The sequence below is a fragment of the Companilactobacillus sp. FL22-3 genome, from assembly GCF_054881455.1.
This window is the reverse complement of sequence record NZ_JBTYYZ010000007.1, coordinates 143,632-170,142: the sequence shown is the minus strand read 5'-3', so window position 1 is coordinate 170,142 and position 26,511 is coordinate 143,632. Positions and strand designations below refer to the sequence as shown.

The 26,511-nt window shown below is 37.3% G+C and carries 25 protein-coding genes; 18 read left to right on the top strand and 7 right to left on the bottom strand.

Going from position 1 to position 26,511, the window contains the following annotated elements:
- The first annotated feature begins 66 nt into the window (after positions 1-66).
- From topA to ACYT32_RS08075, 5 genes are read left to right on the top strand one after another with little or no spacing between them, the layout of a single operon-like run.
- The gene (topA, locus tag ACYT32_RS08095) at positions 67-2,154 is read left to right on the top strand and encodes a type I DNA topoisomerase (RefSeq protein WP_395265464.1); all 2,088 of its coding nucleotides are present in this window, start codon (positions 67-69) and stop codon (positions 2,152-2,154) included.
- Positions 2,155-3,054: a tyrosine recombinase XerC gene (gene xerC, locus ACYT32_RS08090; RefSeq protein ID WP_395265465.1), complete on the top strand. Its 900-nt coding sequence runs from the start codon at positions 2,155-2,157 to the stop codon at positions 3,052-3,054.
- Between the two features lie 15 nt (positions 3,055-3,069).
- Positions 3,070-3,594, top strand: a complete 525-nt coding sequence (gene hslV, locus ACYT32_RS08085) for an HslVU peptidase proteolytic subunit (RefSeq protein ID WP_395265466.1) — start codon at positions 3,070-3,072, stop codon at positions 3,592-3,594.
- Between the two features lie 19 nt (positions 3,595-3,613).
- Complete coding sequence (gene hslU, locus ACYT32_RS08080; RefSeq protein ID WP_395265467.1) at positions 3,614-5,047, top strand: ATP-dependent protease ATPase subunit HslU; 1,434 nt, start codon at positions 3,614-3,616, stop codon at positions 5,045-5,047.
- Between the two features lie 10 nt (positions 5,048-5,057).
- Positions 5,058-5,936 (top strand): aldose 1-epimerase family protein, encoded by an 879-nt coding sequence (locus ACYT32_RS08075; RefSeq protein WP_395265468.1) that lies wholly within the window; start codon positions 5,058-5,060, stop codon positions 5,934-5,936.
- A 99-nt stretch (positions 5,937-6,035) separates the two neighbouring features.
- Here ACYT32_RS08075 and ACYT32_RS08070 read toward each other — a convergent pair whose 3' ends face one another.
- The 3 genes from ACYT32_RS08070 to plsY all read right to left on the bottom strand — a co-directional run bounded on the left by ACYT32_RS08070 (position 6,036) and on the right by plsY (position 8,215).
- Positions 6,036-6,590: a hypothetical protein gene (locus tag ACYT32_RS08070; RefSeq protein WP_395265469.1), complete on the bottom strand. Its 555-nt coding sequence runs from the start codon at positions 6,588-6,590 to the stop codon at positions 6,036-6,038.
- Positions 6,591-6,757: 167 nt separating this feature from the next.
- Positions 6,758-7,471: a DUF3862 domain-containing protein gene (locus ACYT32_RS08065; protein WP_395265470.1), complete on the bottom strand. Its 714-nt coding sequence runs from the start codon at positions 7,469-7,471 to the stop codon at positions 6,758-6,760.
- A gap of 114 nt (positions 7,472-7,585) precedes the next feature.
- Positions 7,586-8,215, bottom strand: a complete 630-nt coding sequence (gene plsY, locus ACYT32_RS08060; protein ID WP_395265471.1) for a glycerol-3-phosphate 1-O-acyltransferase PlsY — start codon at positions 8,213-8,215, stop codon at positions 7,586-7,588.
- Between the two features lie 208 nt (positions 8,216-8,423).
- Here plsY and parE point away from each other — a divergent pair, with 208 nt between their 5' ends.
- The 5 genes from parE (at position 8,424) to rbsU (ending at position 16,057) form a co-directional block, all read left to right on the top strand.
- Positions 8,424-10,427 (top strand): DNA topoisomerase IV subunit B, encoded by a 2,004-nt coding sequence (gene parE / locus ACYT32_RS08055; RefSeq protein WP_395265472.1) that lies wholly within the window; start codon positions 8,424-8,426, stop codon positions 10,425-10,427.
- 10 nt (positions 10,428-10,437) lie between these two features.
- The gene (gene parC / locus ACYT32_RS08050) at positions 10,438-12,882 is read left to right on the top strand and encodes a DNA topoisomerase IV subunit A (RefSeq protein ID WP_395265473.1); all 2,445 of its coding nucleotides are present in this window, start codon (positions 10,438-10,440) and stop codon (positions 12,880-12,882) included.
- Positions 12,883-12,977: 95 nt separating this feature from the next.
- Complete coding sequence (locus ACYT32_RS08045; protein ID WP_395265613.1) at positions 12,978-13,934, top strand: LysR family transcriptional regulator; 957 nt, start codon at positions 12,978-12,980, stop codon at positions 13,932-13,934.
- Between the two features lie 24 nt (positions 13,935-13,958).
- On the top strand, positions 13,959-14,897 hold the full coding sequence (locus ACYT32_RS08040; protein ID WP_395265474.1) for a manganese-dependent inorganic pyrophosphatase: 939 nt from the start codon (positions 13,959-13,961) through the stop codon (positions 14,895-14,897).
- 269 nt (positions 14,898-15,166) lie between these two features.
- On the top strand, positions 15,167-16,057 hold the full coding sequence (gene rbsU, locus ACYT32_RS08035; RefSeq protein WP_395265475.1) for a ribose/proton symporter RbsU: 891 nt from the start codon (positions 15,167-15,169) through the stop codon (positions 16,055-16,057).
- A 249-nt stretch (positions 16,058-16,306) separates the two neighbouring features.
- On the opposite strand, the gene ACYT32_RS08030 is transcribed toward rbsU, so the two are convergent.
- The 3 genes from ACYT32_RS08030 to ACYT32_RS08020 form a co-directional block, all read right to left on the bottom strand.
- A complete protein-coding gene (locus ACYT32_RS08030; protein WP_395265476.1) occupies positions 16,307-16,876 on the bottom strand; it encodes an LOG family protein in 570 nt (189 codons plus the stop codon).
- 11 nt (positions 16,877-16,887) lie between these two features.
- Positions 16,888-17,715, bottom strand: coding sequence for a phage integrase N-terminal SAM-like domain-containing protein (locus tag ACYT32_RS08025; protein ID WP_395265477.1), 828 nt, complete (start codon positions 17,713-17,715; stop codon positions 16,888-16,890).
- Between the two features lie 85 nt (positions 17,716-17,800).
- Positions 17,801-18,286 (bottom strand): PTS sugar transporter subunit IIA, encoded by a 486-nt coding sequence (locus tag ACYT32_RS08020; protein ID WP_395265614.1) that lies wholly within the window; start codon positions 18,284-18,286, stop codon positions 17,801-17,803.
- Between the two features lie 249 nt (positions 18,287-18,535).
- On the opposite strand from ACYT32_RS08020, the gene ACYT32_RS08015 reads away from it, so the two are divergent.
- The 7 genes from ACYT32_RS08015 to ACYT32_RS07985 all read left to right on the top strand — a co-directional run bounded on the left by ACYT32_RS08015 (position 18,536) and on the right by ACYT32_RS07985 (position 24,311).
- Positions 18,536-19,396 carry a MurR/RpiR family transcriptional regulator gene (locus tag ACYT32_RS08015; protein ID WP_395265478.1) on the top strand — a complete coding sequence of 287 codons (861 nt, stop codon included), beginning with the start codon at positions 18,536-18,538 and terminating at the stop codon, positions 19,394-19,396.
- A gap of 27 nt (positions 19,397-19,423) precedes the next feature.
- Positions 19,424-19,909 (top strand): methylated-DNA--[protein]-cysteine S-methyltransferase, encoded by a 486-nt coding sequence (locus ACYT32_RS08010; RefSeq protein ID WP_395265615.1) that lies wholly within the window; start codon positions 19,424-19,426, stop codon positions 19,907-19,909.
- A 110-nt stretch (positions 19,910-20,019) separates the two neighbouring features.
- Positions 20,020-21,816 carry a DNA helicase RecQ gene (recQ, locus tag ACYT32_RS08005; RefSeq protein ID WP_395265479.1) on the top strand — a complete coding sequence of 599 codons (1,797 nt, stop codon included), beginning with the start codon at positions 20,020-20,022 and terminating at the stop codon, positions 21,814-21,816.
- 391 nt (positions 21,817-22,207) lie between these two features.
- On the top strand, positions 22,208-23,071 hold the full coding sequence (locus ACYT32_RS08000; RefSeq protein WP_395265480.1) for a metallophosphoesterase family protein: 864 nt from the start codon (positions 22,208-22,210) through the stop codon (positions 23,069-23,071).
- Positions 23,072-23,778: 707 nt separating this feature from the next.
- A complete protein-coding gene (locus ACYT32_RS07995) occupies positions 23,779-24,060 on the top strand; it encodes a type II toxin-antitoxin system Phd/YefM family antitoxin (protein WP_395265482.1) in 282 nt (93 codons plus the stop codon).
- On the top strand, positions 24,050-24,193 hold the full coding sequence (locus ACYT32_RS07990) for a type II toxin-antitoxin system YoeB family toxin (RefSeq protein ID WP_395265483.1): 144 nt from the start codon (positions 24,050-24,052) through the stop codon (positions 24,191-24,193). The genes ACYT32_RS07995 and ACYT32_RS07990 overlap by 11 nt, the downstream gene beginning before the upstream one ends.
- Positions 24,194-24,233: 40 nt before the next feature.
- Positions 24,234-24,311 carry a type II toxin-antitoxin system YoeB family toxin gene (locus ACYT32_RS07985; RefSeq protein ID WP_461793392.1) on the top strand — a complete coding sequence of 26 codons (78 nt, stop codon included), beginning with the start codon at positions 24,234-24,236 and terminating at the stop codon, positions 24,309-24,311.
- Positions 24,312-24,376: 65 nt separating this feature from the next.
- Here ACYT32_RS07985 and ACYT32_RS07980 read toward each other — a convergent pair whose 3' ends face one another.
- Complete coding sequence (locus ACYT32_RS07980; RefSeq protein ID WP_395265484.1) at positions 24,377-24,664, bottom strand: DUF2798 domain-containing protein; 288 nt, start codon at positions 24,662-24,664, stop codon at positions 24,377-24,379.
- Between the two features lie 1,463 nt (positions 24,665-26,127).
- On the opposite strand from ACYT32_RS07980, the gene ACYT32_RS07975 reads away from it, so the two are divergent.
- Positions 26,128-26,424 carry a type II toxin-antitoxin system RelB/DinJ family antitoxin gene (locus ACYT32_RS07975; protein ID WP_395265485.1) on the top strand — a complete coding sequence of 99 codons (297 nt, stop codon included), beginning with the start codon at positions 26,128-26,130 and terminating at the stop codon, positions 26,422-26,424.
- The last annotated feature ends 87 nt before the right edge of the window (positions 26,425-26,511 follow it).

Below are 26,511 nucleotides of genomic sequence, written 5' to 3'. Positions count from 1 at the left end.
AAATGAAAAAATCTGTGATTAATATATTGTCAGTTTTAATTGATCCATTGGAAAGGAGCACTTTACGTGCCATCAACTAAGCAAAAAAATCTGGTGATCGTGGAATCACCATCAAAAGCAAAAACTATTGAAAAATATTTGGGACGTAACTATCACGTAGTAGCATCATTGGGACATGTTCGTGATCTGCCTAAGAGTCAAATGGGTGTTGATATTGAACATAACTATGAACCAAGATATATTTCGATTCGTGGTAAAGGCCCCGTAATTAAAGATCTCAAAAAAGAAGCAAAAAAAGCTAAACGTGTCTATTTAGCAGCCGATCCGGATCGTGAAGGTGAAGCCATCGCTTGGCATGTTTCACATCTATTGGGATTAAATGATGACGATAAAAATCGAGTTGTCTTCAATGAAATTACTAAAGACACTGTTAAACAAGCCTTTAAAACACCCCGTTCGATCGATATGAACTTGGTCGATGCTCAACAAGCCCGTCGTGTTTTAGATCGTTTGGTCGGTTATTCGATCTCACCAATTTTGTGGGCCAAAGTTAAAAAAGGTTTGAGTGCAGGTCGTGTGCAGTCAATCGCTTTAAAACTTGTAATTGAACGTGAAAATGAAATCAAGAAATTCGTGCCTGAAGAGTACTGGACGATCGAGTCAACTTTTAAACACGGAAAAGAGAAATTTAAGGCTAATTTCTATGGACTTGACGGAAAAAAAGCTGACCTCAAAAATAATGATGAGGTTCAAGCTGTTTTAGGAAAAGTCGACAAGAAAAAAGACTTTAATATTGATAAAGTGATGAAAAAGGAACGTAAACGGATGCCAGCTGCTCCATTTACAACTAGTTCACTTCAACAAGAAGCCAACAAACGACTCAACTTTAAAACTAGAAAGACCATGATGATTGCGCAACAATTGTATGAAGGAATCAACCTGGGCCGCAAAGAGGGTACCGTTGGTTTAATTACTTATATGCGTACCGATTCGAAACGTATTTCAAAAGTAGCTGAAGCTGATGCTTCCAAGTTCATTCATGAAGAATATGGCGAGCCATACGCAATTGTTAAAGAACGTAAGGATAAGAACCAAGAAGGTGCACAAGACGCCCATGAAGCCATTCGTCCTTCATCAGTCTTTCGTACTCCAGCTTCACTTAAAGAGATCCTTAGTCGTGATCAATTCCGCTTGTACAGCTTGATTTGGTCAAGATTCGTTGCTAGTCAAATGACACCAGCTGTCTTTGATACTATGACAGTTGATTTGTCACAAAATGGTGTTATGTTCAGAGCTAATGGTTCAAAAATCAAGTTTGAAGGTTACCGTAAGGTTTATCAAAGTGCTGCAGACAGCTCGAAAAAAGATAACATCTTACCAGAATTAGCCGAAGGCGACAAAGCTAAACTTGATAAAAATGATCCAGCACAACACTTTACTCAACCACCTGCACGTTTCACTGAAGCTTCATTGGTCAAAGCTTTGGAAGAAAACGGAGTTGGTCGTCCTTCAACCTATGCTCCAACGATTGATACGATCCAGCGTCGTTATTACGTAAAATTAAATGGAAAGAGTTTTGAACCGACTGAACTTGGTGAAATCGTTGATAATTTGATTCAAGACTACTTCCCTGACATTGTTAACGTGGACTTTACTGCCCATTTGGAAGATGAACTTGATAATATCGAAGAAGGTAACGAAAATTGGGTCAAAGTCGTAGATCGCTATTACAAGCCTTTCGCTAAGGAACTTGAGTCTGCTGAAGACAAGATTGAAAAAGTTCAAATCAAAGACGAACCAGCGGGAATGGATTGTGATATCTGTGGTGCACCAATGGTTATCAAGATGGGACGTTACGGTAAGTTCTACGCCTGCTCACGTTTCCCAGAATGTCGTAATACTAAACCAATCGTTAAAGAGATAGGCGTCGTTTGTCCTAAGTGTAAAAAGGGTCAAGTCATCGAAAGAAAATCCAAGAAGAATCGTATCTTCTACGGTTGTTCAAGATATCCTGACTGTGACTTTGTTTCATGGGACAAACCAATTGGCCGTGATTGTCCAAAAGATGGTCACTACTTAGTTGAGAAAAAGGTTAAGGGTGGCCGTCAAGTAATCTGTCCAAATGGTGATTATGAAGAGGCTATTCAGAAATAAATGAAAGAAAAAAAATTAATCGATAAATTTGTCGAAAATTTAATGGTTAATCATCATTACTCGAAAGAAACAAAAAAATCTTATTTAGAAGATATAGATAATTTTGTTTCTTTTTTAGACCAAAATGGTGGTTTTCATGGATTTACGAAGATCAATCGAATCGATGTCGAAACTTATTTGACTTATTTAGATGAAAAAAACTATGCAGATGAGACCGTTTCTCGACGGATCTCGGCGTTGCGGTCATTTTATAACTTTTTAGTTCGGAATAAGTTTATTAAGTCCAATCCCTTCGATCTCGTGCAATTGCGTCATAAAGGGCGAAAATTGCCACGATTTTTCTATGAAAAGGAGATGAATCAACTCTTTGAAGCAGTCAAAGGGGATGATCCACTTTCTCAAAGAAACGCAGCTTTATTAGAATTGCTCTATGCCACTGGCATGCGGGTCAGTGAGTGTGCTAATCTATTGTTAGATCAATTGGATTTTTCTAATGAAATCGTGTTGATTCATGGTAAAGGTGACAAGGATCGCTATGTTCCTTTTGGAAGCTATGCCAAGAGTGCATTAGAGGTTTATTTTGATCAAGGACGAAAAGTGTTGATGACGAAGAATCATCAAGACCATCAATATGTTTTTGTAAATAGTCGTGGTAAAAATTTGACTAGTCGTGGGATCGAATATATTTTGAATCAGATAATCAAGCAAACAAGCTTGACATCTGATATACATCCGCATATGATACGTCATACATTTGCCACGCACATGTTAGATCATGGGGCAGATTTGAGGACTGTGCAGGAGTTACTGGGACATTCCAGTTTATCGACGACACAGATATATACTCATGTGACAATGGAGCATTTACAAAAAGACTACAAAAAATATTTTCCAAGATAAGAGGAAGGTAAATCAATGACTACAATAGTTGCTGTAAAGCATGATGGCCACACCGCAATTGCTGGTGACGGTCAAGTTACATTAAGCGAAAAATTTATTATGAAAGGTTCCGCACACAAAGTTAGACGTATTTTTAACGACCAAGTTGTGATCGGTTTTGCCGGTGGGGTAGCTGATGCTATCACTTTACAAGACTGGCTAGAAAAGAAGCTCAAAGCTTATTCAGGTAATTTAAAACGAGCAGCTGTTGAACTTGCTCAAGATTGGCGTAAAGATCCAACTTTGCAAAAGCTTGAAGCCATGTTGATCGCAATGGATAAGGATGACTTGCTTTTGATCTCTGGTAGTGGAGAAGTGATCGAACCTGACGAAGATGTAGTCGCTATTGGTTCTGGCGGTAATTTCGCGCAAGCCGCAGCCATTGCTATGCAACGTCATGCCCAAGATATGACAGCTGAACAAATTGCCGTTGAGGCAATCAATATTGCTTCAAATATCGATATTTTTACTAACGATAACATTATTTCTGACAAATTTTAGAGTGGAGATTATTAAATAAATGGAAACTTTAACACCAAAAGAAATTGTGGCTCAACTAGATAATTACATTATTGGTCAAACTGATGCAAAGAAGGCTGTGGCGATCGCGCTTTACAATCGTTACCGCCGGATGCAAGTACCAAAGAAATTGCAACAAGAAATCACTCCAAAGAACTTAATGATGATTGGACCTACTGGTGTTGGTAAGACTGAAATTGCCCGCCGTTTGGCTAAAATCGTCAATGCTCCATTTGTAAAAGTGGAAGCAACTAAGTTTACGGAAGTCGGTTATGTGGGCCATGACGTTGAATCAATGGTCCGTGATTTAGTCAGCGTTGCCGTTTCAATGGTCGAAAAAGAAAAATTTGACGAGATCAGACCTGAAGTTCGCCGTGACGTCGATAAGCGTTTGGTTAAGTTGATTGCACCTGGTGTTAAAAAAGAACAACGCCAAAATAACAATGACTTTATGAGCATGCTCAATAACATGCAAAATGGCGGTCAAGGTTTGGGCAACATTTTTAACAACTCTGATACAGTTGATGAAGATCCAGATGCTAATTTAGAAGTAACTGATGAAGTCCGTGACCAACGTTTGTCTGTCAAAGAACAATTGGATAAAGGGTTGCTAGAAGACACTGAAGTTACGATCAAGGTCGAAGAGTCTAAAAAAGTTGGGCCAATGGACGACCAAATGGGTCAAATGGGTATCGACATGTCCGGAATGATGGATTCATTGATGCCTAAGAAGACAATTACGAGAACTTTGCCAGTCAAAGAAGCTCGAGAATTGTTGATCCAACAAGAGTCACAAAAGCGAGTTGACCATGACGAGATCTATCAAAAAGCTATCGAAAGAACTCAAAACAACGGTATCATCTTTATCGATGAGTTTGATAAGATTGCCGCTGGCGATAAACGTAATTCGGGTGAAGTCTCTCGTGAAGGTGTGCAACGTGATATCTTGCCAATCGTCGAAGGTTCACGAATCAACACTAAATATGGTCCGGTTGATACCGATCACATTCTCTTTATTGCTTCCGGTGCCTTTGCTGAAAGTAAACCAAGCGATTTGATTGCTGAGTTGCAAGGCCGTTTCCCAATCAGAGTTGAATTGAACGATTTGACAGAAGACGATTTCATTCAAATTTTGACAAAGCCAGACAATGCTTTGACAAAACAATATGTAGCGCTTACAAGAGCTGATGGGATACATTTAACTTTTACTAAAGAATCCGTGGAAGAGATTGCAAAAATCGCATTTGAATTAAATAATAGTAATCAGAATATTGGTGCTAGACGACTTTCTACTGTCTTGGAAAAGATCTTGGCAGATATTCTTTACGAAGGACCTGATATGCAAATGGGCGACATTACCATTACTCGTGAATATGTCCACGAACAAGTTGGTAAAATTGCTTCTGATCAAGATCTTTCACGTTATATTCTTTAGGGGGATAAAAATGACAGTTTATCAATTGAAGAACGACTTCTTAACTTTAAAAGTAAATTCACTCGGTGCTGAAATGAGCAGTATCAAGAACAATGAAGATTCAGAGTTTATCTGGCAAGCAGACAAAAACGTTTGGGGCAGACATGCACCTGTTTTGTTCCCAATTGTCGGTCGCCTAAAGGATGATCACTACTTTGTTGATGGCAAAGAATACAAGATGACTCAACATGGATTTGCTCGTGACCAAGAATTTAGCCTCGATTCACAGACTGATTCAAAATTGGTTTTGAGCTTAACTACGAGCGAAGCCAGCTTGGAAAAATATCCATATCACTTTAAGTTAAGAATTATTTATCAACTAGTTAAAGATACTGTACAGATCTTATATTTAGTTGATAGTTTGGAAGAATCAGACGACATGTACTTCTCAATTGGAGCACATCCAGGCTTTGAGGTACCATTTGACAAGGATTTACAATTTGAAGACTATCAAGTTGAAGTTGATCCGGTTGAAACTAGAACTCATATTCCAATTGACAACCATTTGATTGATTTGAATGGCGAAAAGAAAGTCGACAATCAAAACTTCCCAATGACACGTGACTACTTCGTCGATGACGCTGTAGTTTATCGTTTGAATGCACCGGCAGAAGTAACTATTTCTAGTCCAAAATCTGATCACAAATTAACTTTGGATACCGGAAACGCTAAATTCTTCGGTATGTGGTCAACATATCCTGACGACAATGGTAAGTTCATGTGTATCGAACCATGGTGGGGACTTGCTGATAAGACTGACTCAGATAATGACTTTAAGAATAAATACGCAATCAATAAGTTAGCTCCTAAAGAACAATTTGAAGCTTACTTCTCAATCAGCGTTAAGTAGTATTACGTTTTTTCGTAAATTTAAACAACACATATTTAAAGCCCCAACGTTCATTAAGAATGTTGAGGCTTTATTTTGTAGTTTTTTCATTATCAAATATTAATAGCCATATTGGTTAGCAGCACTACCATCGGGGTTCAAATAGCCCTTTTCCATGCCTTGTTGGGTCTGTTTTTCGCCAAAGGTTTTCATATCATCAGGCGTACTTTGTAAAGCTTGTAATTGTGACATACCATGGTCCACTTTGTAAGCGGCTGGAGATTCACCGTATTTATTGATGAAACCACTTAAAGTATTCTCATCATATGAAATACCGTTTGACTGTTGTTGCGAGTTCTGAGCGCTTTGTTGCTGAGCATTAGTATTTGTACTAGTTGCCTGTTGCGATTGATCAGAGGTCTGATTCTGAACTTGTTGATTAGAATTATTTTGCTGGTTATTATTCTGATCATTTGCAGGTTGGTTGGATGTAGTAGATTTTTTTGCAGTCTTTTTCTTAGCTGCAGGAGTCTTCTTTTTGGTGACTGTCTTTTTGGCAACGGCGGTAGTTTTATCTTTTTTTTCAGTTGAAGAGCTAGCTGATCTATTATTTGAACATGCTACTAGTGAAAGGGTAGCAGCAATTAGTAGAGCTGATGTGATAATTTTTTTCATCCTGATATCCCCCATATCCTGAATATTATTTAAATCCATTAATAACAATATAACACTTGAGGTATTCAGATATGAGAACGGCGTTTGTCAATCAGACTTTTGAAAGCAAAAAAAAAGTCACTCACCGAAGTGAATGACGTTAAATAACCGATGGCTCAAATTAAGCTTTATTGCAGTTCTGATTGAGTTTTACCACTGACCTTATCATCGGTGAACTTGACGGTGAATTGAGCTCCTGTCTTGCCAGAAATGCCTGTGCTATATGTGTAACTCTTTGATAGCTGATTATTGTTGAGTGATTCGCTATAGCTGTTAGGTTTACCCAAGTTATTTAAAATAGTGCTTTCAGGCATCCCATTTTGAATCGACATGTAAGCATCTAAGCCCAACTTCTTATCACGAGTGACTTTTAAGCCATTCAAGACTTTACTAACAGCACGCCCATGGATGAAATTGACTTTTAGATTTGAGCCGTTGCCACCATTTTGAATCTTATTCCAAGTTTTAGTTTGGATTTTAGTGTTGTTGGCATTAGAAGTACTTGTTGAATCGGCTTTACCGAGCAATCTCTCAACGGTTTCTACAGGTGTACCTTGAGCTTCATTCAGATAAATTCCACTGTATTGAGCAAAAGTTACGCCAGATTTATTTACCTTAGTCTGTTTAGACTTGTTCTGACTTGACTTGGTCGATTTAGCGACTTTGGTTGTGGTATGGAAAGGACCAGTAGCGGTCAATTTCATCGCAGTTACGCCTCCTCCAGCTAAGAGAACTAAGACGATAATGGTCCAGAACCACCATTTTTGATAGAAATGTTGTTTTTTGCGTCGCAAAGAACGTTGATATTGCGTTCTGGATGGCAAATTATTATTGTGATCCATAACTGACTCCTCCCATATTGATAACGCTTTAAACTCATTCTATCAGTAACAGTACCTAAAAGTATTGATATTATAAAAAAAGCAAAACTAATTTTAGTTTTGCTTAAAAATTCCTTATTTATTTTTTTCGTTGGCCTTTGCTTGTTGCTTTTTATAACGTAAACCAATTGGAACCAGATTCTCTTGACCTTTCAAAAGTCGCTTGATATTAGGAATATGACGATAATAAATAATGACAGTAACAATTACAGCGACAGTGGTTAAGATCCAGTCATGCAAGAAGAGGGTCATAATGGTGAAGACTAAGATCGTCGTTAAACTAGCAACACTGACCATGCTAGTCACGTAAACGATACTTGCTAGTAAGATAAAGCAGATCAAAAACAACAGTGGATTGTATGCTAGTAAAATACCTGCACTAGTAGCAACAGCTTTACCACCACGGAACTTGAGGAAAATCGAATAACAGTGTCCGATAACAGCACAGATACCGACGAATAGGATCAAGTGACGGTTAAGACCAAAGAAAACTGGCATCAATGCGCCTAAGGTTCCTTTTAAAATATCGATCACTAAAACGACCGTCCCAGCAGTTTTACCGAAAACCCGATAAGCGTTAGTTGTCCCAACGTTTCCACTACCGTAGTCGAAGATATTTTTATGGAAAAATATTTTACCAACGAGATATGCGGTTGGAAATGAGCCGATTAGATAGGCTAAAATTACACAAATGAGAAGTTTCATTAAAAAATCACTCTCTTAGCTTTATTTTTTTGGTATATTGTAACTCTATGGTGTTTTAAAGGAAATGTAAATACCAACCTAGATATTATCCACTATTTCTAGAAAAAGTAAAAGATTTCTCTTGAAAGCGAACGTACATTCGCATAAGATGAATAGTGTTATAATACTAGAATATTGGAAGAGTAGTAAATGAAAAGGAATGATATAAATGCCAAAATCATCTTATGATGATTCGTCGATTCAAATCCTTGAAGGACTAGAAGCCGTACGAAAAAGACCTGGTATGTACATTGGTTCCACTGATTCACGTGGATTACATCACTTGGTCTATGAGATCGTTGATAATGCGGTCGATGAAGCTTTATCAGGATTTGGTAAAGAAATCAATGTAACAATTAACAAGGACAGCAGTATTACTGTAGTTGACCATGGACGTGGGATGCCAACAGGGATGCATGCTTCTGGTAAGCCAACGATCGAAGTTATCTTAACCGTACTTCACGCTGGTGGAAAGTTCTCTGAGAACAGTTATAAAACATCTGGAGGTTTGCACGGTGTCGGCTCATCAGTCGTGAATGCGCTTTCGGAGTGGATGACTGTCCGGGTTGTCCGTGACCACAAAGTTTATGAGGAACGTTTCGAAAACGGTGGTCATCCAGTGGGAACGTTGAAAAAGACTGGAACAACTAAAGAAGACTCTGGTACGACGATCAGCTTCAAACCAGATAAAAGTATTTTCCAAACCACAAAGTTTAATTATGATACTTTAGCTGAAAGATTGAGAGAATCAGCTTTCTTGCTAAAAGGTGTCAAATTCACGATTACAGATAAACGTGGTGAAGAAGAAAAACAAGATATTTTCCATTATGAGGATGGTATTCAATCATTTGTTAAGTACCTCAACGAAGACAAAGATGTCTTAGGGGGCATTTTTTACGTTGAAGGAACTAATTCAGAGATTGAGATCGAATTTGCCGGCCAATATAATGACGGTTATTCGGAAAATATTATCTCCTTTGTCAATAATGTTCGAACAGCTGATGGTGGGACACATGAAGTCGGAATGAAATCTGGTTTGACGAAGGCGTTCAACGATTATGCTCGTAAAGTTGGGCTTCTCAAGGAAAATAGCAAAAACCTCGAAGGTAGTGATGTTCGAGAAGGTTTGTCAGCTATCATTTCGGTCCGCATTCCCGAAGAGATCTTACAATTCGAAGGTCAAACTAAAGGCAAACTTGGTACGCCACAAGCCCGTTCAGCGGTCGATCAATTAGTATACGAACAGATGAGTTTCTACTTGTTAGAAAATGGTGAGCAGGCTCAAATGTTGGTCAAGAAGGCTTTAAAAGCTCGTGAAGCCCGTGATGCTGCTAGAAAAGCTCGTGAAAGTACTCGGAGTGGCAAAAAGAATAAAAAGACCGATGGTTTATTGTCTGGTAAATTAACTCCGGCTCAATCTAAGAATGCCGATAAGAATGAATTGTTCTTGGTCGAAGGGGATTCCGCTGGTGGTTCTGCTAAACAAGGCCGCGATCGGAAATTCCAAGCCATCTTACCTTTGCGAGGAAAAGTTTTAAATACGCAAAAGGCTAAACTGGAAGATATTTACAAAAACGAAGAAATCAACACAATGATCTATACAATTGGTGCTGGTGTCGGAGCTGACTTTAAGTTGGAAGACCGTAACTATGACAAGGTGATCATCATGACCGATGCCGATGATGATGGTTCACATATTCAAATTCTCTTGTTAACGTTCTTCTATCGCTACATGAGACCGTTAGTTGAATCTGGCCACGTCTACATCGCTTTATCGCCACTGTATAAACTACAAAAGGGTAAAGGTGCCAAGACCCAAATTAAATATGCCTGGACACCTGATGAACTACAGGCTGACATTAAGCAAATGGGTAAAGGCTACGACCTACAACGTTTCAAAGGTTTAGGTGAAATGAATGCTGATCAGCTTTGGAAGACGACGATGGACCCAGAGAATCGAATTTTGATCAGGGTTAATATCGATGATGCAGCCTTAGCCGAACGCCGAGTTACTACCTTGATGGGTGATAAAGTTAAGCCTCGTCGTGATTGGATCGAAAGCAATGTTCGTTTCAATGGTACAGAAGAAGGCGACAATATTTTGGAAAAAGTCGATGATGAAACTGACCCAATTGATAGTAAAATCGTTGACGATTTATTGAATAAGGAATAGGTGATAGATAGTGACTGAAAATTCTTCTAAAATTCAAGATATTTCGCTCGAAAAAATCATGGGAGATCGATTTGCGAGATATTCTAAATCAATTATTCAAGAACGTGCTCTACCTGATATTCGTGATGGTTTAAAGCCTGTTCAACGAAGAATTTTGTATTCAATGTTTTTGGATGGCAATACTTATGACAAGGGCTTTCGTAAGTCCGCTAAGGGTGTCGGTAATGTCATGGGTAACTTTCATCCCCATGGTGACTCTTCAATTTATGAAGCGATGGTCCGTTTATCCCAAGACTGGAAATTACGCAATCCTTTGATTGAAATGCACGGTAACAATGGTTCGATGGATGGTGATCCACCAGCTGCCATGCGTTATACTGAAGCCCGTTTGAGTAAAATCTCTGGGGAAATGTTACGTGATATCAACAAAGACACTGTTGATGAAGAATGGAACTTTGATGATACTGAAAAGGAACCCAAAGTTTTACCAGCACGTTTTCCTAACTTGCTAGTTAATGGTGCGACTGGTATTTCAGCTGGTTATGCGACTGAGATTCCACCACATAATTTGGGTGAAGTGATCGACGCAACGATTAAGATGATCGATAATCCCGATATCACTTTGGATGAATTGATGAAAATCGTTAAGGGACCAGACTTCCCTACAGGTGGTATTTTACAAGGCAAGGCTGGAATCAAAGATGCTTATAAAACAGGGCGAGGCAAAGTTTACTTACGTTCTAAGACATCGATTCAAGAGATTCGTGGTCATAAATCACAGATTGTCATCACTGAGATCCCTTATGAGGTCAACAAAGCTCAATTAGTTAAAAAGATGGACGAAATCCGAGTCTTGAAGAAAGTCGATGGTATCGCGGAAGTTCGAGACGAAAGTGATCGTCAAGGTTTGTCGATTGTTGTTGAATTGAAACGGGATGTCGACGCCCAAGGAATTCTCAACTATTTGTTCAAAAATACTGACTTGCAAATTTCTTATAACTTCAACATGGTGGCAATCGCTGACATGCGGCCTCAACAAGTCGGATTGGTCCAGATCTTAAAGGAATATATCAAACATCAACAAGACGTGGTCTTACGCCGTAGTCAATTTGACTTAACTAAAGCGAAGAAACGTCTGCATATCGTTGAAGGTTTGATCAAAGCTTTGTCGATCTTGGATAAAGTAATCAAGACGATTCGTGGCAGTAAGAATAAATCAGATGCGAAGAACAATTTGGTGAAAGAATATCAATTTACGGAAGAACAAGCCGAGGCAATCGTATCGTTACAACTTTACCGTTTGACTAATACTGATGTGACCGAACTTCAAAAAGAAGATAAGGGCTTGAAAGATCAAATCAGTTCTTTGACGAAGATCATTGAAGATCACAGTACCTTGATGAAAGTTATCAAAAAAGAATTGACTGAAGTTCGCAATACTTATGCGGATCAACGTCGTACCAAGATCGAAGCACAAGTCGAAGAGATTGAAGTCGATACTCGTGTCATGGTCGCTAGTGAAGATGTCCGGTTATTGGTCAGTCATGATGGCTATGTCAAACGTAGTAGCTTGCGTTCTTATCAAGCTTCCACTGCAGATGACAATGGTCTAAAAGATGAAGATTATCCAATTATTGATCAAAATGTTAATACCTTGGATCATCTCTTTATCTTTACTGATAAAGGTAATTTGATCTATCGTCAAATTTTTGAGATCGACGACAGTCGTTGGAAGGATATGGGCTCGCATTTATCTCAAGAAATTGGTCTTGATAGCGATGAATCGATCCTACGTGCGTTCGTCTTCAAAGATTTGAAGCAAAAAGGCAACTTCTTAGCCGCAACTAATGAAAATTACATTAAGCAAGTTTCCTTTAGTGACCTCTTGCCTGGTCGAACTTACAAGTCCAGAGCTTCGAAGTATTGTAAGATCAAAGACGCCGCGGCTCGAGTGATGGATGTCTACTATGTTCCAAGTGATGCACAAAACTTAGTCTATGTCTTTACCAAGCATTCCTATGCTTCAGCTTTCCCAATCTCAGAAGTACCAGTTGTCAGTGGCAAAGCTATGGGTGTGAAATTCGTCAGTCTGAAAGATGATGACCAATTGGCTGGATACTTCTTAGCCAACGATGATGAAGAAAAAATCGCCGTCTTGACACAACGTGGTTCCTTCAAGCAAATGAAACTTTCTGAAATCCCGGTAACTAGTCGTGCCCGTCGAGGAGTCTTGACATTAAGGGAATTGAAGAAACAACCACATCGCATCAGCTTAGTAACTAATCTGTCTAATGAGATGGAATTATCGGTTATTACCGATACCAATCAAGAGATAACAATCGATCGTAGCAGTCACCAAAGCACTGATCGTTATTCCAACGGTTCATTTATCATGGATCCAGCAACTGATGGTAATCCAATCAGATTTGTAAAAAAAATTACAGAAAATATGTAATATAAATAACAATGTTTAAGTTTATATAGTATGATTAATCTTATAAATTGCATTAATTTTTACTTGTACAAATACTGAGGAGGATTCTTTTATTGCTGGACGAAAAATCAAGAAGAGTCTTTAGTTCCAAAGCTCTAAATTACTTTGATGAATTGACCAAGAATATGAGTTATACCAAGACGGCTCAACTATTAGGCATTACGCAGCCGGCTTTGACGCAACAAATTAAAAAAATCGAACGAGTTGTTGGAGCACCGTTGTTTTACAGCGTCGGTAAGAAAATCTATCTGACAGATCCCGGAACATCGCTGTTGAAAGCAACTCATCAGATGTTTGATTTAATCAATAATGTAACTGACCAGATTCAACAAGCTTCATCTGAAAAAAGCGGTACGATCAGCATTGGCTTACTATCGACGGCTGAATCAGTTGTAATTGAGGACTTTATCGTTGAATACAACAAAATCAATCCCAATGTTGTGATCGACTTGAATCTCTTAACTCGAAAAGAACTCTGGGATAATATTCAAAATAATCGCATCGATCTTGCAATTATGTATTTACCAGATCGTAATATTAAGAGTTGGAAGATTTATAAGTCCAAGAAGATCATCAGCGACAATATCATGTTGATCCACAACAATGAGAAATTTAGCAAACGTAAGTCGATCAGTTACAAAGACGCGATCACCAAACCTTGGGCGACTTATTTACAAAGTTATTATTTCTCTGAACTGTTGCGAGAACGTTTTAGGGATGCATTAGTCGACGCACCACAAGTCGTAGCCCGTTTTTCATCGCCATATCAGTTATTGAAATTTACTCAAGAATCTGAGGACGTCTACACCGTTTTACCATTGAGTTTTTGCATTGCTCACAAAGCAATGTTTAAACTTTACCAAACACCACTTGAACCAGCCATATCAAGTGATTTATCATTTGTATATCGAGAGGATAAAGAAAAGATTCCACGGATTCAGGAATTCTTAGATGAATGGGATAACTTCTTGAACGAAATGAGTTACATTGATCGTCTTAAATCTTCTAGATAAATATTAAAAAGGGGTATAGTACACATGCCAAAGGAAAAAGAATTAGTTTTCGGACACAAAAATCCTGATACAGATGCTGTTTCAGCAGCAATTGCATATTCATATTTACAAAATCAATTGGGATACAATACAGAAGCGGTCGCATTGGGCGAACCAAATCTTGAAACAAAATTTGTTTACAATCACTTTAATGTTAAGTTCCCAAGAATTATTTCTGCTATCAACGGCGAAGTTAAAAAAGTTATGTTAGTAGATCACAACGAAAGACAACAAAGCGTCAGTGATATTGATGATGTTGAAGTAACGCATGTTGTCGATCACCACAGAATTGCTAACTTTGAAACAGCTTTGCCTCTTTATTACCGGGCAGAACCACTTGGTTGTGTAAGTACAATTATTTGGAAGATGTACTTAGAAAATGATGTTGAAATTCCAAGTCAAATCGCCGCAATCATGGCTTCATCAATTATTTCCGATACTTTGCTATTGAAATCACCAACAACTACTGACGAAGATCGTGCTGCTTTGAAGAGTCTTGCTCAAACAGCTGGCATCGACTATGAATCATATGGTCTTGAAATGTTGAAAGCTGGAACAAACTTAGACAGCAAATCAACTCAAGAATTGATCGATATGGATGCTAAGAGCTTTGATATGAACGGCACAAGTGTACGTGTTGCCCAAGTTAACACAGTTGATGTTGATGATACTTTGAAGCGTGAAGCTGAATTCATTAAAGATATTAAGGCTGAAAATGCTGACAAGGGTTATAACTTGTTCGTACTTTTGATCACAAATATTTTGACTAGTGACACTACTGGTTTAATTATCGGTGATGCAGATCCTATCGCTAAATTTGAAACAGCTCTTAATACCAAAGTAAATGATAACAAGGCTGCCTTGCCTGGTGTTGTTTCACGTAAGAAGCAAGTTGTTCCTCCATTGGATGAACAATTCAAATAAAATTTCAAGCTATTATTGAAAATAAACTGATAACTGGATAAGTCGTCAGTTTATTTTTTTTGCTTAAAAGACTATCTCTGCAGTAATTAGAGGTATAAGCTATTTATGCCTTCAAAAATAAATTATGAAAAATGATAATTTTAAATAATGTAAATCTTGAAAACGCATTCTATTTTCTGATATAATACTAGCATTGTTCAAAATCAACATTATTGTGAAATATCAACTTGATTTTAAATGGAGAGTTTTTTATAAGGGAGTTCAAATAAATGAATGCATTAAATTTATTGATTGGTCTTATGCCAATGATTGGTTGGGGATTCTTCCCAATCTTAACTGGTAAATTTGGAGGTAAACCGGTCAATCAGATCCTCGGAACTACATACGGTACCTTGATCTTTGCCATCGTAGTTGCCTTGGTCAAACAAACACCAATGTTGAGCGGCAAGGCTTTGCTGTTTACCTTCTTATCAGGTGTCTTCTGGGCCGCAGGACAAATTTTAGTTTTTTATGCTTTTGCTGAGATGGGTGTTTCCAGAACTATGCCGGTTTCAACTGGTTTTCAATTGATTGGAGCTTCACTATGGAGCGTGATCGTTTTAGGTGAATGGGCAGGCGTACAAGCAAAATTGATTGGCTTTTCAGCTATTATTTTGATCATCGTCGGTGTCTGGTTAACGACTTTTAGCGAAAAGAAATTGCCGAAGTCTGATGGCGGGATGAATGCCGTTAAGGGTGTCTTGTTGGTTGCCTGTGCTGAAATCGGTTATCTAGGTTATTCCGCTTTTCCTCAAGGAGTTAAGGTCAGCGGTTTTTCAGCTTTCTTACCTCAAGCACTGGGCATGGCTGTGGTAGCAACGATCTTTGCTCTAGCAACTAAGAGCAATCGTCAAACTCAACCTTTCAAAACTAAGAGTTCTTATACTAATATTATCAGTGGTTTCTTCTTTGCCTTTGCTGCTTTGACATATTTAATCTCTGCTCGACCAAACGTTAATGGTTTGGCAACAGGTTTTATCTTGTCGCAGATGAATGTGGTCATTGCAACGATTGGTAGTATTTATATCTTGCATGAAGGCAAGACCAAGAAGGAAATGGTTTATATTATTTCTGGTTTAGTCTTGGTCGTAATTGCAGGAGCAGTCACAACTTTACTTTAAAGCAAACAAAAAACACGTTGGAGATCGATTCCAGCGTGCTTTTTTCATATCAGAGAGTTTATAAATTTAATTGGTCTATCTTTATTAACTATACAAATTGGGAGGATACTTATTTATACGTAGTATTAATGAGAAAATTATATTTTTTTGTAATGTATATCTAAGGAGTATATTTGTCAGATAGCTTTTCTCTATCTGACGACTAGAATATACCGCCAATTAGTTCGATAGTTAAATCATTTGCTCAAGTTAACCAGCATAATGACGTAATGTTGGCGGCGTATATGACTTGATAAAAGTTCCGATTTCTGGCAGAGAATCGCTGAATAATAAGGTGTCGCGGGTCCTTTTTTCCATAAAGCCATTAGCTGTCATTGAGTCGAAGAAACTTTCCAATTTGTCATAATAGTGATTAATGTTGTAAAAGATACAAGGGTTTTGACTGTCACCAATCACTGTCCAAGAGAAGGCTTCGGAAATCTCCTCCAAAGTTCCTGGACCTCCGGGAAGGGCAATGTTTGCAATCGAGTCATTCAACATGGCTTGCTTTCTTTGTGACATATCTTCGACGACATCGAGTTTTGACAGAGTATTATGTGATAATTCTCGGCCAGCTAGTTCCTTAGTGATGATTCCATGGACGAAGCCGCCTTTTTCAAGGACACTGTTGGCGATCACACCCATTAATCCATAACGGCCGCCGCCATATGTTAAACCATAGTTGTTTTCCACGATCCAATGACCTAATTTTTCGGCACCTAAGGTAAAAATTTCTTCATTACCAGTGGAGGCACCACAATAAACTGCAATATTTTCCATAATTTCACTTTCTATACTTTAAAATTTGTCTCGCGTTTGAGGCGACGATAATACATCAAAGAAGGGGTATCTAAGGCATCGAGGGCTCTTTGCTGATCAGTTGTCAGACTATTGGTACTCAAGGCTAAGAGGATAAAAGTTGTATATAGTTTCTTGGGCGCCAGATCAAGCTTAGTTATTTCACTATCTCTTTTGAGGTCACGATGAATAGCGGGGACGGTCAAAAGAGGCGAATTAGCTCCTCGGTTGCGACTCAAGAATAGGTTATCATTATTCCAAAATGAACGATAAGGTTCTATAAAGTTTTGATATAAATTTAAAAATTGTTGTTCGGTTTGATTGAAGTCGATCTGTTGAAATTTGCGATAAAAGCCTTCAGCCATCGCTTCTTTGTAATTGAAACCTTTAGCGATGATCAAAATCAGTAGCCGAGTATAAATACTTAGATCAGCTTTAAGGTAATCATCAAGCTTTAAAAAGACTTCTACGGGGAAATCACTTTGTTTAGGGACAGTTACACTATTAATGTTTAAAGTTGGTATTTCCGGTGTTTTTTTAACGCTGAAGAGGTATTTGAAGTAAACGTTCAAATTGCTAAGTACTTTGTTGATCGTACTAGCGGATAATTTCAAGTTATCAAGCATGAAGTCTTTAAAATGACGTACGTCGGCTTCATGAATCTCTTTAATATCCTCGGAGATTTTATAATCGAGATTATGTTGAATCGTATAGTTGAAAAAATCAGTTAACGAGTTGAGATACTCCGTGTGAGCTTTTTCGGAAATATGACGCGTTTTTAAATGGGCTTCAAAGCCAGTTAAGTAGGGAATTTTGACCATAATAAAACCTCCTTCCTTAAATATTATACATTTTTATATCTGAGCGTAAAAAAAGAGAGCTAGATCATCCTAGCTCAAAAGATATTTAATTAACATCGATCGATAAAACAGCGTCCCCGGCCGTAACATTCTTATCAGAAAAATCACCCATTGCTTTAACGGCATCAGAATTAGTGATAATTGCCATGATGGAAGTATCTTTACCAGCTGCTTTGACTTGATCTAAGTCCATCGTAGCTAATTTTTCTCCGGAGGCAACTGTATCGCCTTCTTTGACAAAAACTTCAAAGGGAGCGCCCTTTAGTTCAACCGTATCGATTCCCAAGTGTAACATGACTTCCAGACCATTTTTACTTGTAATCATTAAAGCGTGTTTAGTAGGAAAGACGGTACCAATGACACCACCGATCGGTGCCACGATCTCACTTTCACTAGGAGCAATGGCAAAACCATCACCCATTAATTTTTGGGAAAAGACTGGATCACTAACTTTTTCAAGATGAATCAAATCACCAGTGGCTGGTGCAACGAATTCGTCAACTTTCTTTTTTCTAGAGAATAACCCCATAATTAATCTTCCTCCTTGAAGTTCATAGCAATTAGTTACTGGTATTTGACCGTGGTAAAATTACTAATGCGCTTACATTGTTAATAGTTCAATTATAATTAATTTTTTCGAATTTGCAATAAGTTGATTGAACAGGTGCCGTTAGCAACTAGTTTTTTATTGAATGAAAAGCTCACTTTATCGTTAATGATCAAAAAATTCTCTTCGGTGGCAAGCTAGTTTGATAAAATGTAACGTAAAAGGAGTGGTCACATGTCAGTTAGAGGTAGGATCGTCAATGCTAAGAATGAATTATCAACGGCTGAAAGTAAGATTGCTAATTATATTTTAGAGAATCCGCAAGCAACCATCAAAATGACTGCGGCACAATTAGCAACCGTTGCTGGAACTAGTCCGGCTTCAGTCATTCGCTTGACCAAACGTTTAGAGATCGACAGCTTCACGACGTTAAAGATTCTGTTGTCATCAGACTTAACTAAGGATCAAGCTAATCCCAGTAAAGAAATCGATATTTTAGCGCAGGAGCCTTTTGATTCCATCAAAGAAAAGCTGTTGAACAATGCTTTGCAGTCGATCGCGGAAACGACCGATCAAGTCAATGAAAGTGCGGTTGACAGTTTAGTCAAAGCTATCATTAAAGCCACTAACGTCTTTGTCTTTGGCGTGGGGGCGTCGTATCTAACTGCACAAAATATCGCTCAAAAATGGAATCGCTTAGGTTATGCCACAATGGCTGACAATGATTTGAACATTTTGTTGCCTAAACTGGTAAATGCTAATCATGACGATCTTCTCTGGATCATTTCAAATTCGGGAGAATCACCTGAAGCTCTAGCGGCAGCGAAATTTGCAGAAAGTTCTGGGTTGACCGTGGCGGCAGTTACTCAATTTGGAACGAATGATTTGAGTAAGCTTGCCCAAATTGTTGTCCATACTTCACAGCCTAAAGAGAGTCCCAATCGGATTGCAGCCACTAACTCACTCTTAGCGCAATTTATGCTGGTTGACATGATCTTCTATGACTTTGTCAGTCAAACGTTTACTGACAGCTCGAAGTTTCTGAATAAATCACATGATTTAGTCAAGGAATATAAAGAAAAATTTGGCAAATAAAACCATAACTTTTGAAAGTAGGTGTAAATAATGAAAAAAATCTTTTATCAAGACTATGAAATCCTAGGTCATAAATATTTAATTGCAGCAACCGAAGAAGGTTTAGCTTTTGTTGGATCACAAGATCAGGATGTATCAGAATTAAGCCGTTTTTATCCTGACGCTGAATTAGTTGAAACTAAACTAAATAAGCTTTATTTTGACCAGATCAAAGAATATCTTAGTGGTCAACGTAAACAATTCACTTTACCGCTCGATATTTCTGGAACTGAATTTCAAAAAAATGTCTGGCAGGCTCTGCAAGAGATTCCTTACGGCCAGACGACGACCTATACTCAATTAGCACAAAAGATCGGCCATGATAAAGCAAGTCGAGCCGTCGGTACAGCAGTCGGAAAAAATCCACTCTTGATGGTCATTCCTTGTCATCGAGTAATAACCAAAACCGGTCAATTAGGTGGTTATCGTGGTGGGATGTCAATGAAGAAATCACTCTTAGAGTTAGAAAAATAGCCTGGACTTTCGTAATTTCAATTAGGTGTAAAGGCATCAAGATAATTTTGTTGTAGTAGTTTGTGATATGCTTTAAGAAGATTATTTTCATGTGATGAGGAGACTTAAATTTGAAATTAGAGGCCATCTTAAAAGAAGAATTTGGTTATGACACTTTTAGACCTGGTCAAAAAGAACTGATTGAAATGGTCATGGACGGTAAAAAGGCGATGGGGATCATGCCAACTGGTGGTGGCAAGTCAATTTGCTACCAGTTACCGGCAACTATTTTATCAGGAATAACCTTAGTCGTTTCTCCACTGATTTCTTTAATGAAGGATCAAGTGGACAGTTTAATTGAAGCTGGGATTCCGGCTACGTATTTGAATAGTACAGTTGAGTGGCATGACCGTGAAGAAAGAATGCGCTATATCGAGAGCGGTGCGGTCAAGCTCTTATTTGTGGCGCCAGAGAAGATCGTCGATGATGAGTTCTATAGTTGGCTGTCAGGATTAGATATTTCATTGATTGCAATCGATGAAGCACATGTCTTATCATCTTGGGGTCATGATTTTCGTGGTAGCTATTTGAAAATGATTCAACCACTGAAACAATTACCAGGTTCAATAGCTTGGCTGGCTCTAACGGCTACGGCTACGGAACAAGTGCAAGATGACTTGGCAAGTATTTTGGATGTACCAGCAGAAAATATTGTTAAGACTGGTTTCAATCGAGATAATTTGGCTTTAAAGATTGAACGTGGCGTCGATAAACCGGAATATATTTTAAATTATGTGAAAGCTCATCTTGATGAGTCAGGGATCATCTATGCTGGCCGTCGTGAAGACGTTGACAATATTTACCACTTCTTAAAAGAAAATGATGTCAGCGTTGGTCGGTATCATGCGGGTCTTAGCGATGAAGAACGCCATCTTCAGCAGGAGGATTTCTTATTCGATCGTATCAATGTAATTGTCGCGACCAATGCCTTTGGTATGGGGATCAATAAGACTAACGTTCGTTACGTGCTTCATTTTACTATTCCTGGAACAATTGAAAGCTATTATCAAGAAGTTGGCCGTGCAGGGCGTGATGGCTTACCAGCTGAAGCAATTTTGCTTTATACGCCAGCTGACTTGCGGTTGCACCAATTCTTCATTGATAAATCAATGGGGGATGACCAATATAAATTAAGCTTGAAGAATAAACTTTTCGAAATGAGTCGTTATGCTGAAACTGAAACTTGTTTAATGAAATTCATTTTGAATTATTTTGGTGAGAGCGATACTACTGTTTGTGGCCGCTGTTCTAATTGTTTAGATGATCGAGATTTGGATGATGTGACGGCAGATGCACAAAAGATTCTCAGTTGCGTCGTGAGAATGGGTCAAAGATATGGCAAAAAGGTAACTACCAGAGTGTTAGTCGGTAAAGATGATGTTGCAAACGATTGGCGTCACTTTGAAAGACTATCAACTTTTGGCATTTTTAAAGACCGTACTTTAAAAGAGACGAGTCGCCTCATTGAATTCTTGTCCGCTAATGGCTTCTTGCAGAGTAGTGGCGGCGAGTATCCGACTTTGATGCTGTCTAAAAAAGGCGCAGCGGTTCTAAAAGGGGAATTGAATGTCGCTAAGAAGCATGATGTCAATCAAGTCACCCCAAGTAAGACCTTATTGGCCGATGGTAGTTTTGATGTCGCTTTATTTGAAAAGCTACGGAGTTTGCGGTTGGAATTTGCACGTAAACAAGCTTTACCACCGTTTATGATCTTTTCGGATCGTTCCTTGAAAGATATGTGCGTTCGTTTACCAACTAATAGCCAAGAATTCTTGGCTGTGAGTGGAGTAGGTAAGGTAAAACTAGAACAATACGGTGAAAGTTTCATTCAAGAAATCAAGACTTATCAAGCTGAACAGGTCAGTTAAATAATCAATTCAATAATTGATTATTTTTTTTGCCTTTTTAGCCAAAAAAAGGGAGTAGGAGAGCAATAATTAAAAACACTGTTATATCAAGGATTCAATTAGATGTAATAGGTTATTAGTCTAAATAAATGTCAAATAATGACTAATTAATGGGGTGGGAAAGTGCTGAGAAGCGTATTCTATGAATGTCCAATGATGAACTCATGGTTAGAAATCGTGAAATGAGCAATTTAAGGCATATATTTGATGCAAAAAATAACTTAAAACAAATATTTTAAATAAATGTTTTACGAAAACATAATAATAGAAAACAAAAACATTAATTAACGGTCAGGAGCAGAAAGTGTAAAATGAATTTGAAGCAAGAGGGACTAAGCAGGGAGGCAGCAAAATGAAGAAGGTAGCCCTAATATCAGATATCCACAGCAATTATACGGCCTTTCGTAGTGTAATTGCTGACGCAAAAAAGCAAAAAGTTTCGGAATACTGGTTTCTTGGCGACCTTTTAATGCCAGGACCTGGAGCAAATTCAATCTTAAAATTGCTCAATTCAATTAATACTACTCTGATGATTCGTGGTAATTGGGACGATTTCCTATTTGAGGATATTGTAGCCATCGGGAAAAAATACCTGGACCAGCCACAAACGCCCTACATTGTTGAATTAGTCAAATACGTTAAGGATCACCTTGAATCACGCTATCTTCAGCAAATCAAGGCTTGGCCAATTGCCTTAGAAACGTCGGTAAATGGCTTAAAAATAGCTTTATCACACAATTATCCAGCCCAAAACTATGGTCATCAGCTTTTACCATATGAAAAACAGACGAATTTTGACCAATTATTGTTCAGCAAACCTTATGATATGGCTATTTATGGTCATACACATCATCAATTATTAAGAACTAGCAGTCACGATCAACTAATCATTAATCCTGGATCAATTGGTCAACCATATACAGCTTGGTCAAAATTCAGTGCTGACAGACGCGCTCAGTATGCAATTTTAACTTTTAATGCCGACAGTTATGCTGGAATCGACTTCAGAAAAGTTGATTACTCGATCAAAGATGAATTAGAGTTCGCAGCAGAGAATCAATTGCCATTTATTGAACTGTATCGCAAAATATTTACTGACGGCAAAGCTTTCACGCATAATGATCAGGCGTTGAATGAGATCATTGAGAAATATGATTATCGAACTGATACATTAAATTATTTAAATAAACTAGCCCTATTTGGTAAAAATATCTAACTTCCTATAATATGTATTATGTAACCTCAAATAAACAAATAGCTCTCTTCAGCCAAATTACTTCTCTATTTTTATGAAGTTCTTAATTTAAAATAAAAGCAATTCCTTTTGAATCTTTCTGTTGTCTGTTATTAGAGATTCATAATCGAATTGTTTTTTTATTTGCTTAACTTGATTCAATTCCATTAAGTAATCTAGCTCAAGCATTTTTGCAGAAGTTGTCTAAAGAAATAACATTTCAACGTCGGCCGACAGTTTTTCTTCAGCTAACGGATTTATTTAAAGTCAGTTCTTTTGGCATCAGAACTTTTAATGCAAATATTTAATTTTGGCATGTCGATGTCATACGTTTGAATTGTACTTACAGGTTCAAATATATAATATGAAAAACTTTATACTGAAACCAATACTTTTAATATCCTTATAGAATAAATAGGAATATTCAAACTTGCTCCTATCAAGCCAATTTTATTAAAAATCGTTGAAATTAACTTATTGCCTAACAACTTAGCTGGTATAGTTCCTAAAATTTGTCCTATTGAATCACAATAGCAAAGTAGAAACTTTATTAGGAAGGTTTTAACCTATCACTTTATCCTTGATATTGATAGGACAAAATCGTTTTAAAAGGTGCTGTATCAAGTACAATAAAGTGATGAACTGTACGTAATATAGTACAATATCACTGATGAATGGAAGTGTTACTTATGGCAACTACTGCTACTAATATTTCGGAAGCCAGAAAAAACCTAAAAAAAATTACCGATGATGTGGTTGATTACGATGATCACGTTATTATTACAAAACCAAAGAATCGTAATGTTGTGATCATGTCTGAGAAAGAATATGAATCTTGGAAGGAAACGATGTATTTATTTGGTACGGCAGAGAATCGTCGAAACTTGGATGAGTCTTTAAGTCAATTGAAAAATGGTGATATAAAGACGTTATCAAAAGCTGAATGGGATAAACTATCTCATGAAAATTAATCGAGTTTCCTTTACGATCAGTGCCCTTTTTGACTATCAATACTGGCAAAAGCAGGATCGAAAGACTCTGAAATCACTGAATAAAATAATCGATGAAATCGTTCGACATCCCTTTGAAGGAATCGGAGCCTGAACCCTTGAAATATAACCTCGATAACTGTTAGTTTCGAAGAATTAATAAAACAGATCGTATTGTTTATACCGTAACAAAGGATTCAATCATTATTATTCAATGTCGTTATCATTACTAATCTAAATAACTAGTAAAAAAGGCACCTCAATCAGATCTTTATTTTCTGATTGAGATGCTTTTTCATTAAATTTCATCTTCAACTGTTTCTTCGTTTTTAACACTAGCTTTTTGCATTGTACCTAATACTCCACGAGCAATTGGTCCAACTATCAATAACTGTAGTGGCAAGGCAACGATTAGATCCAAGATAATAGCAACTATCAAGCCAAGTGGATAACCACTTAGAATCGCCATTGGCAGCTCATTACTGAGTCCTTGAGCCATGGCAACATTATATCCCGTCATTACTAGTACCATCAATCCAGCCATGATGGCAGTGAAAACAATTTCTTCTTTTAAATTACGTGGCATTTAATACCCTCCTATATTTAACAACAGGATTTTAATATATCACGTTAGAAAAATCTTCATAAGTTAAAATTTGATTACAAATTAAAAATCACAGATTTTAAATTATATATTTGGAAGTATCTCAGTTCCCTATTTTCTTCATCAGATCAGTATTATTATCATATAATTTATTGGCGGACTCTATAACGTTTGGGCGAACTGTATCAATTTTTCTAAACGTTACCTTGGATTCTTCAGGAAAAATGATATTTTTAAATGAGGATTCCACTTTTTTGACGCTTCTGTTCGGCCATACGAGACATAGTTGTCAAACAAACTAATAATGCAATCGCAAAGAAAATGAGTGGAAAAGTATTCGATAGCATATCAATTTGCTTGGCATTTGCGCCGTATGTATAATAATCGTCATTATGGTTGAATCAAAAAGAACGTGAGAGTCCAGATGAGATTATAGATATTATCATGAAATCAAGATATCTCAGTCCTTATGATATTTTGGGATTAAATAGCGGAGAAATTGATCATTGAGTCAGTATAAATTTCAGGCAGCGGCCCTGGTTTTAGTTTCATCTATGCTGGGATGCAATGAGTTCATTATTGTAAAAATGTTCTTGAGATAACTTGACGAATTACTTAATTTATTTAAAAGTTAACTTATTAAACACTAAAGGATTGATAATATTGTTCAACGTAATTATTTCAGATTCAATAAAGAATTCATTCCCAAAACAGAACCGTATCGAAGATATTAATATCATCGAAACTAAAGTAATTACTAATTTAAATAATAACTTTTACAGAATCAAACCAATTCGAACAGATAAGGACCACCAAACTTTTGAAATGAGGGTTCATCTTGATTCAAAAAATTATCGAATAGCTTTTTGTTTAAAAGATCACCTTGCCTCTGTCTTTTATTTGAGTACTAGTCTGCAAAAAAGAAGTTTTGACAAGGAGGTTCAAAAAAAATTACGAAAAGGATAAAAATCACTCAACTAAAAAGTATTATTAAAACTCAGTTTAAAAATAATGATGATTTGACTTTAAAAATATTAACTTACAAAAAAGATCGTAGTTTGACTTTAATTTGTCATGATAATCAATATTTGATAAAAGAAAGAGGTTTTTATCAAAAAGATTTCCCCTTAAATTCAAAGAAAACTTTGCTTAAGCAAGCAATGAAACTTGCAAAAATCGAATTTTATCACAGTAAAACACTTTATTTAGAGTAACCGGAAAGAAATAGCATCTTTACTGATCAAACTTGGAGTCTTATCTGAATCAATATAGCGGAAGAACATCTTCAGTGTCAGCTAAGGCAATACAATTCTGGTATGTGGGTAAAATTCAAACAAGAAAATATAGTATGATGTATAAGCTTTATTGAGTGTTAAAATACTCATAAAGTAGTATGATATGAGTAGTAAATGAGCAAAAGCTTAAATTTGAAGGGAGTATGTATTATGGATAAACCACGTAAAAATATTCGTAAAGCCCGTATTCAAGTTCAGGTTGATCCGGAACTAAAATCCAAAGCTGAAGATGTTCTATCAAGTTTAGGAATGAACTCTACTACGGCTATTACAATGTTATTTAAAAGAATTGTTGCTACGGATTCCTACCCTGTAAATCTTAAATTGACTGAGCGCGAAGTTGCAACGAAAAATCTGCTAGAAGCAACTAAGGATTTACCGGTCAAAGATATTTCTCGTACAGAACTAGAAAAAATGTATGAGGATGATGACGATGACGGGTATTAATGAGATTGTCACGCTTTATGTAGCTTATACTGATGGTAATATGGTGGCAAAAAACGTCCGGTTCTTGTCTTACAAGATGTTGATGAA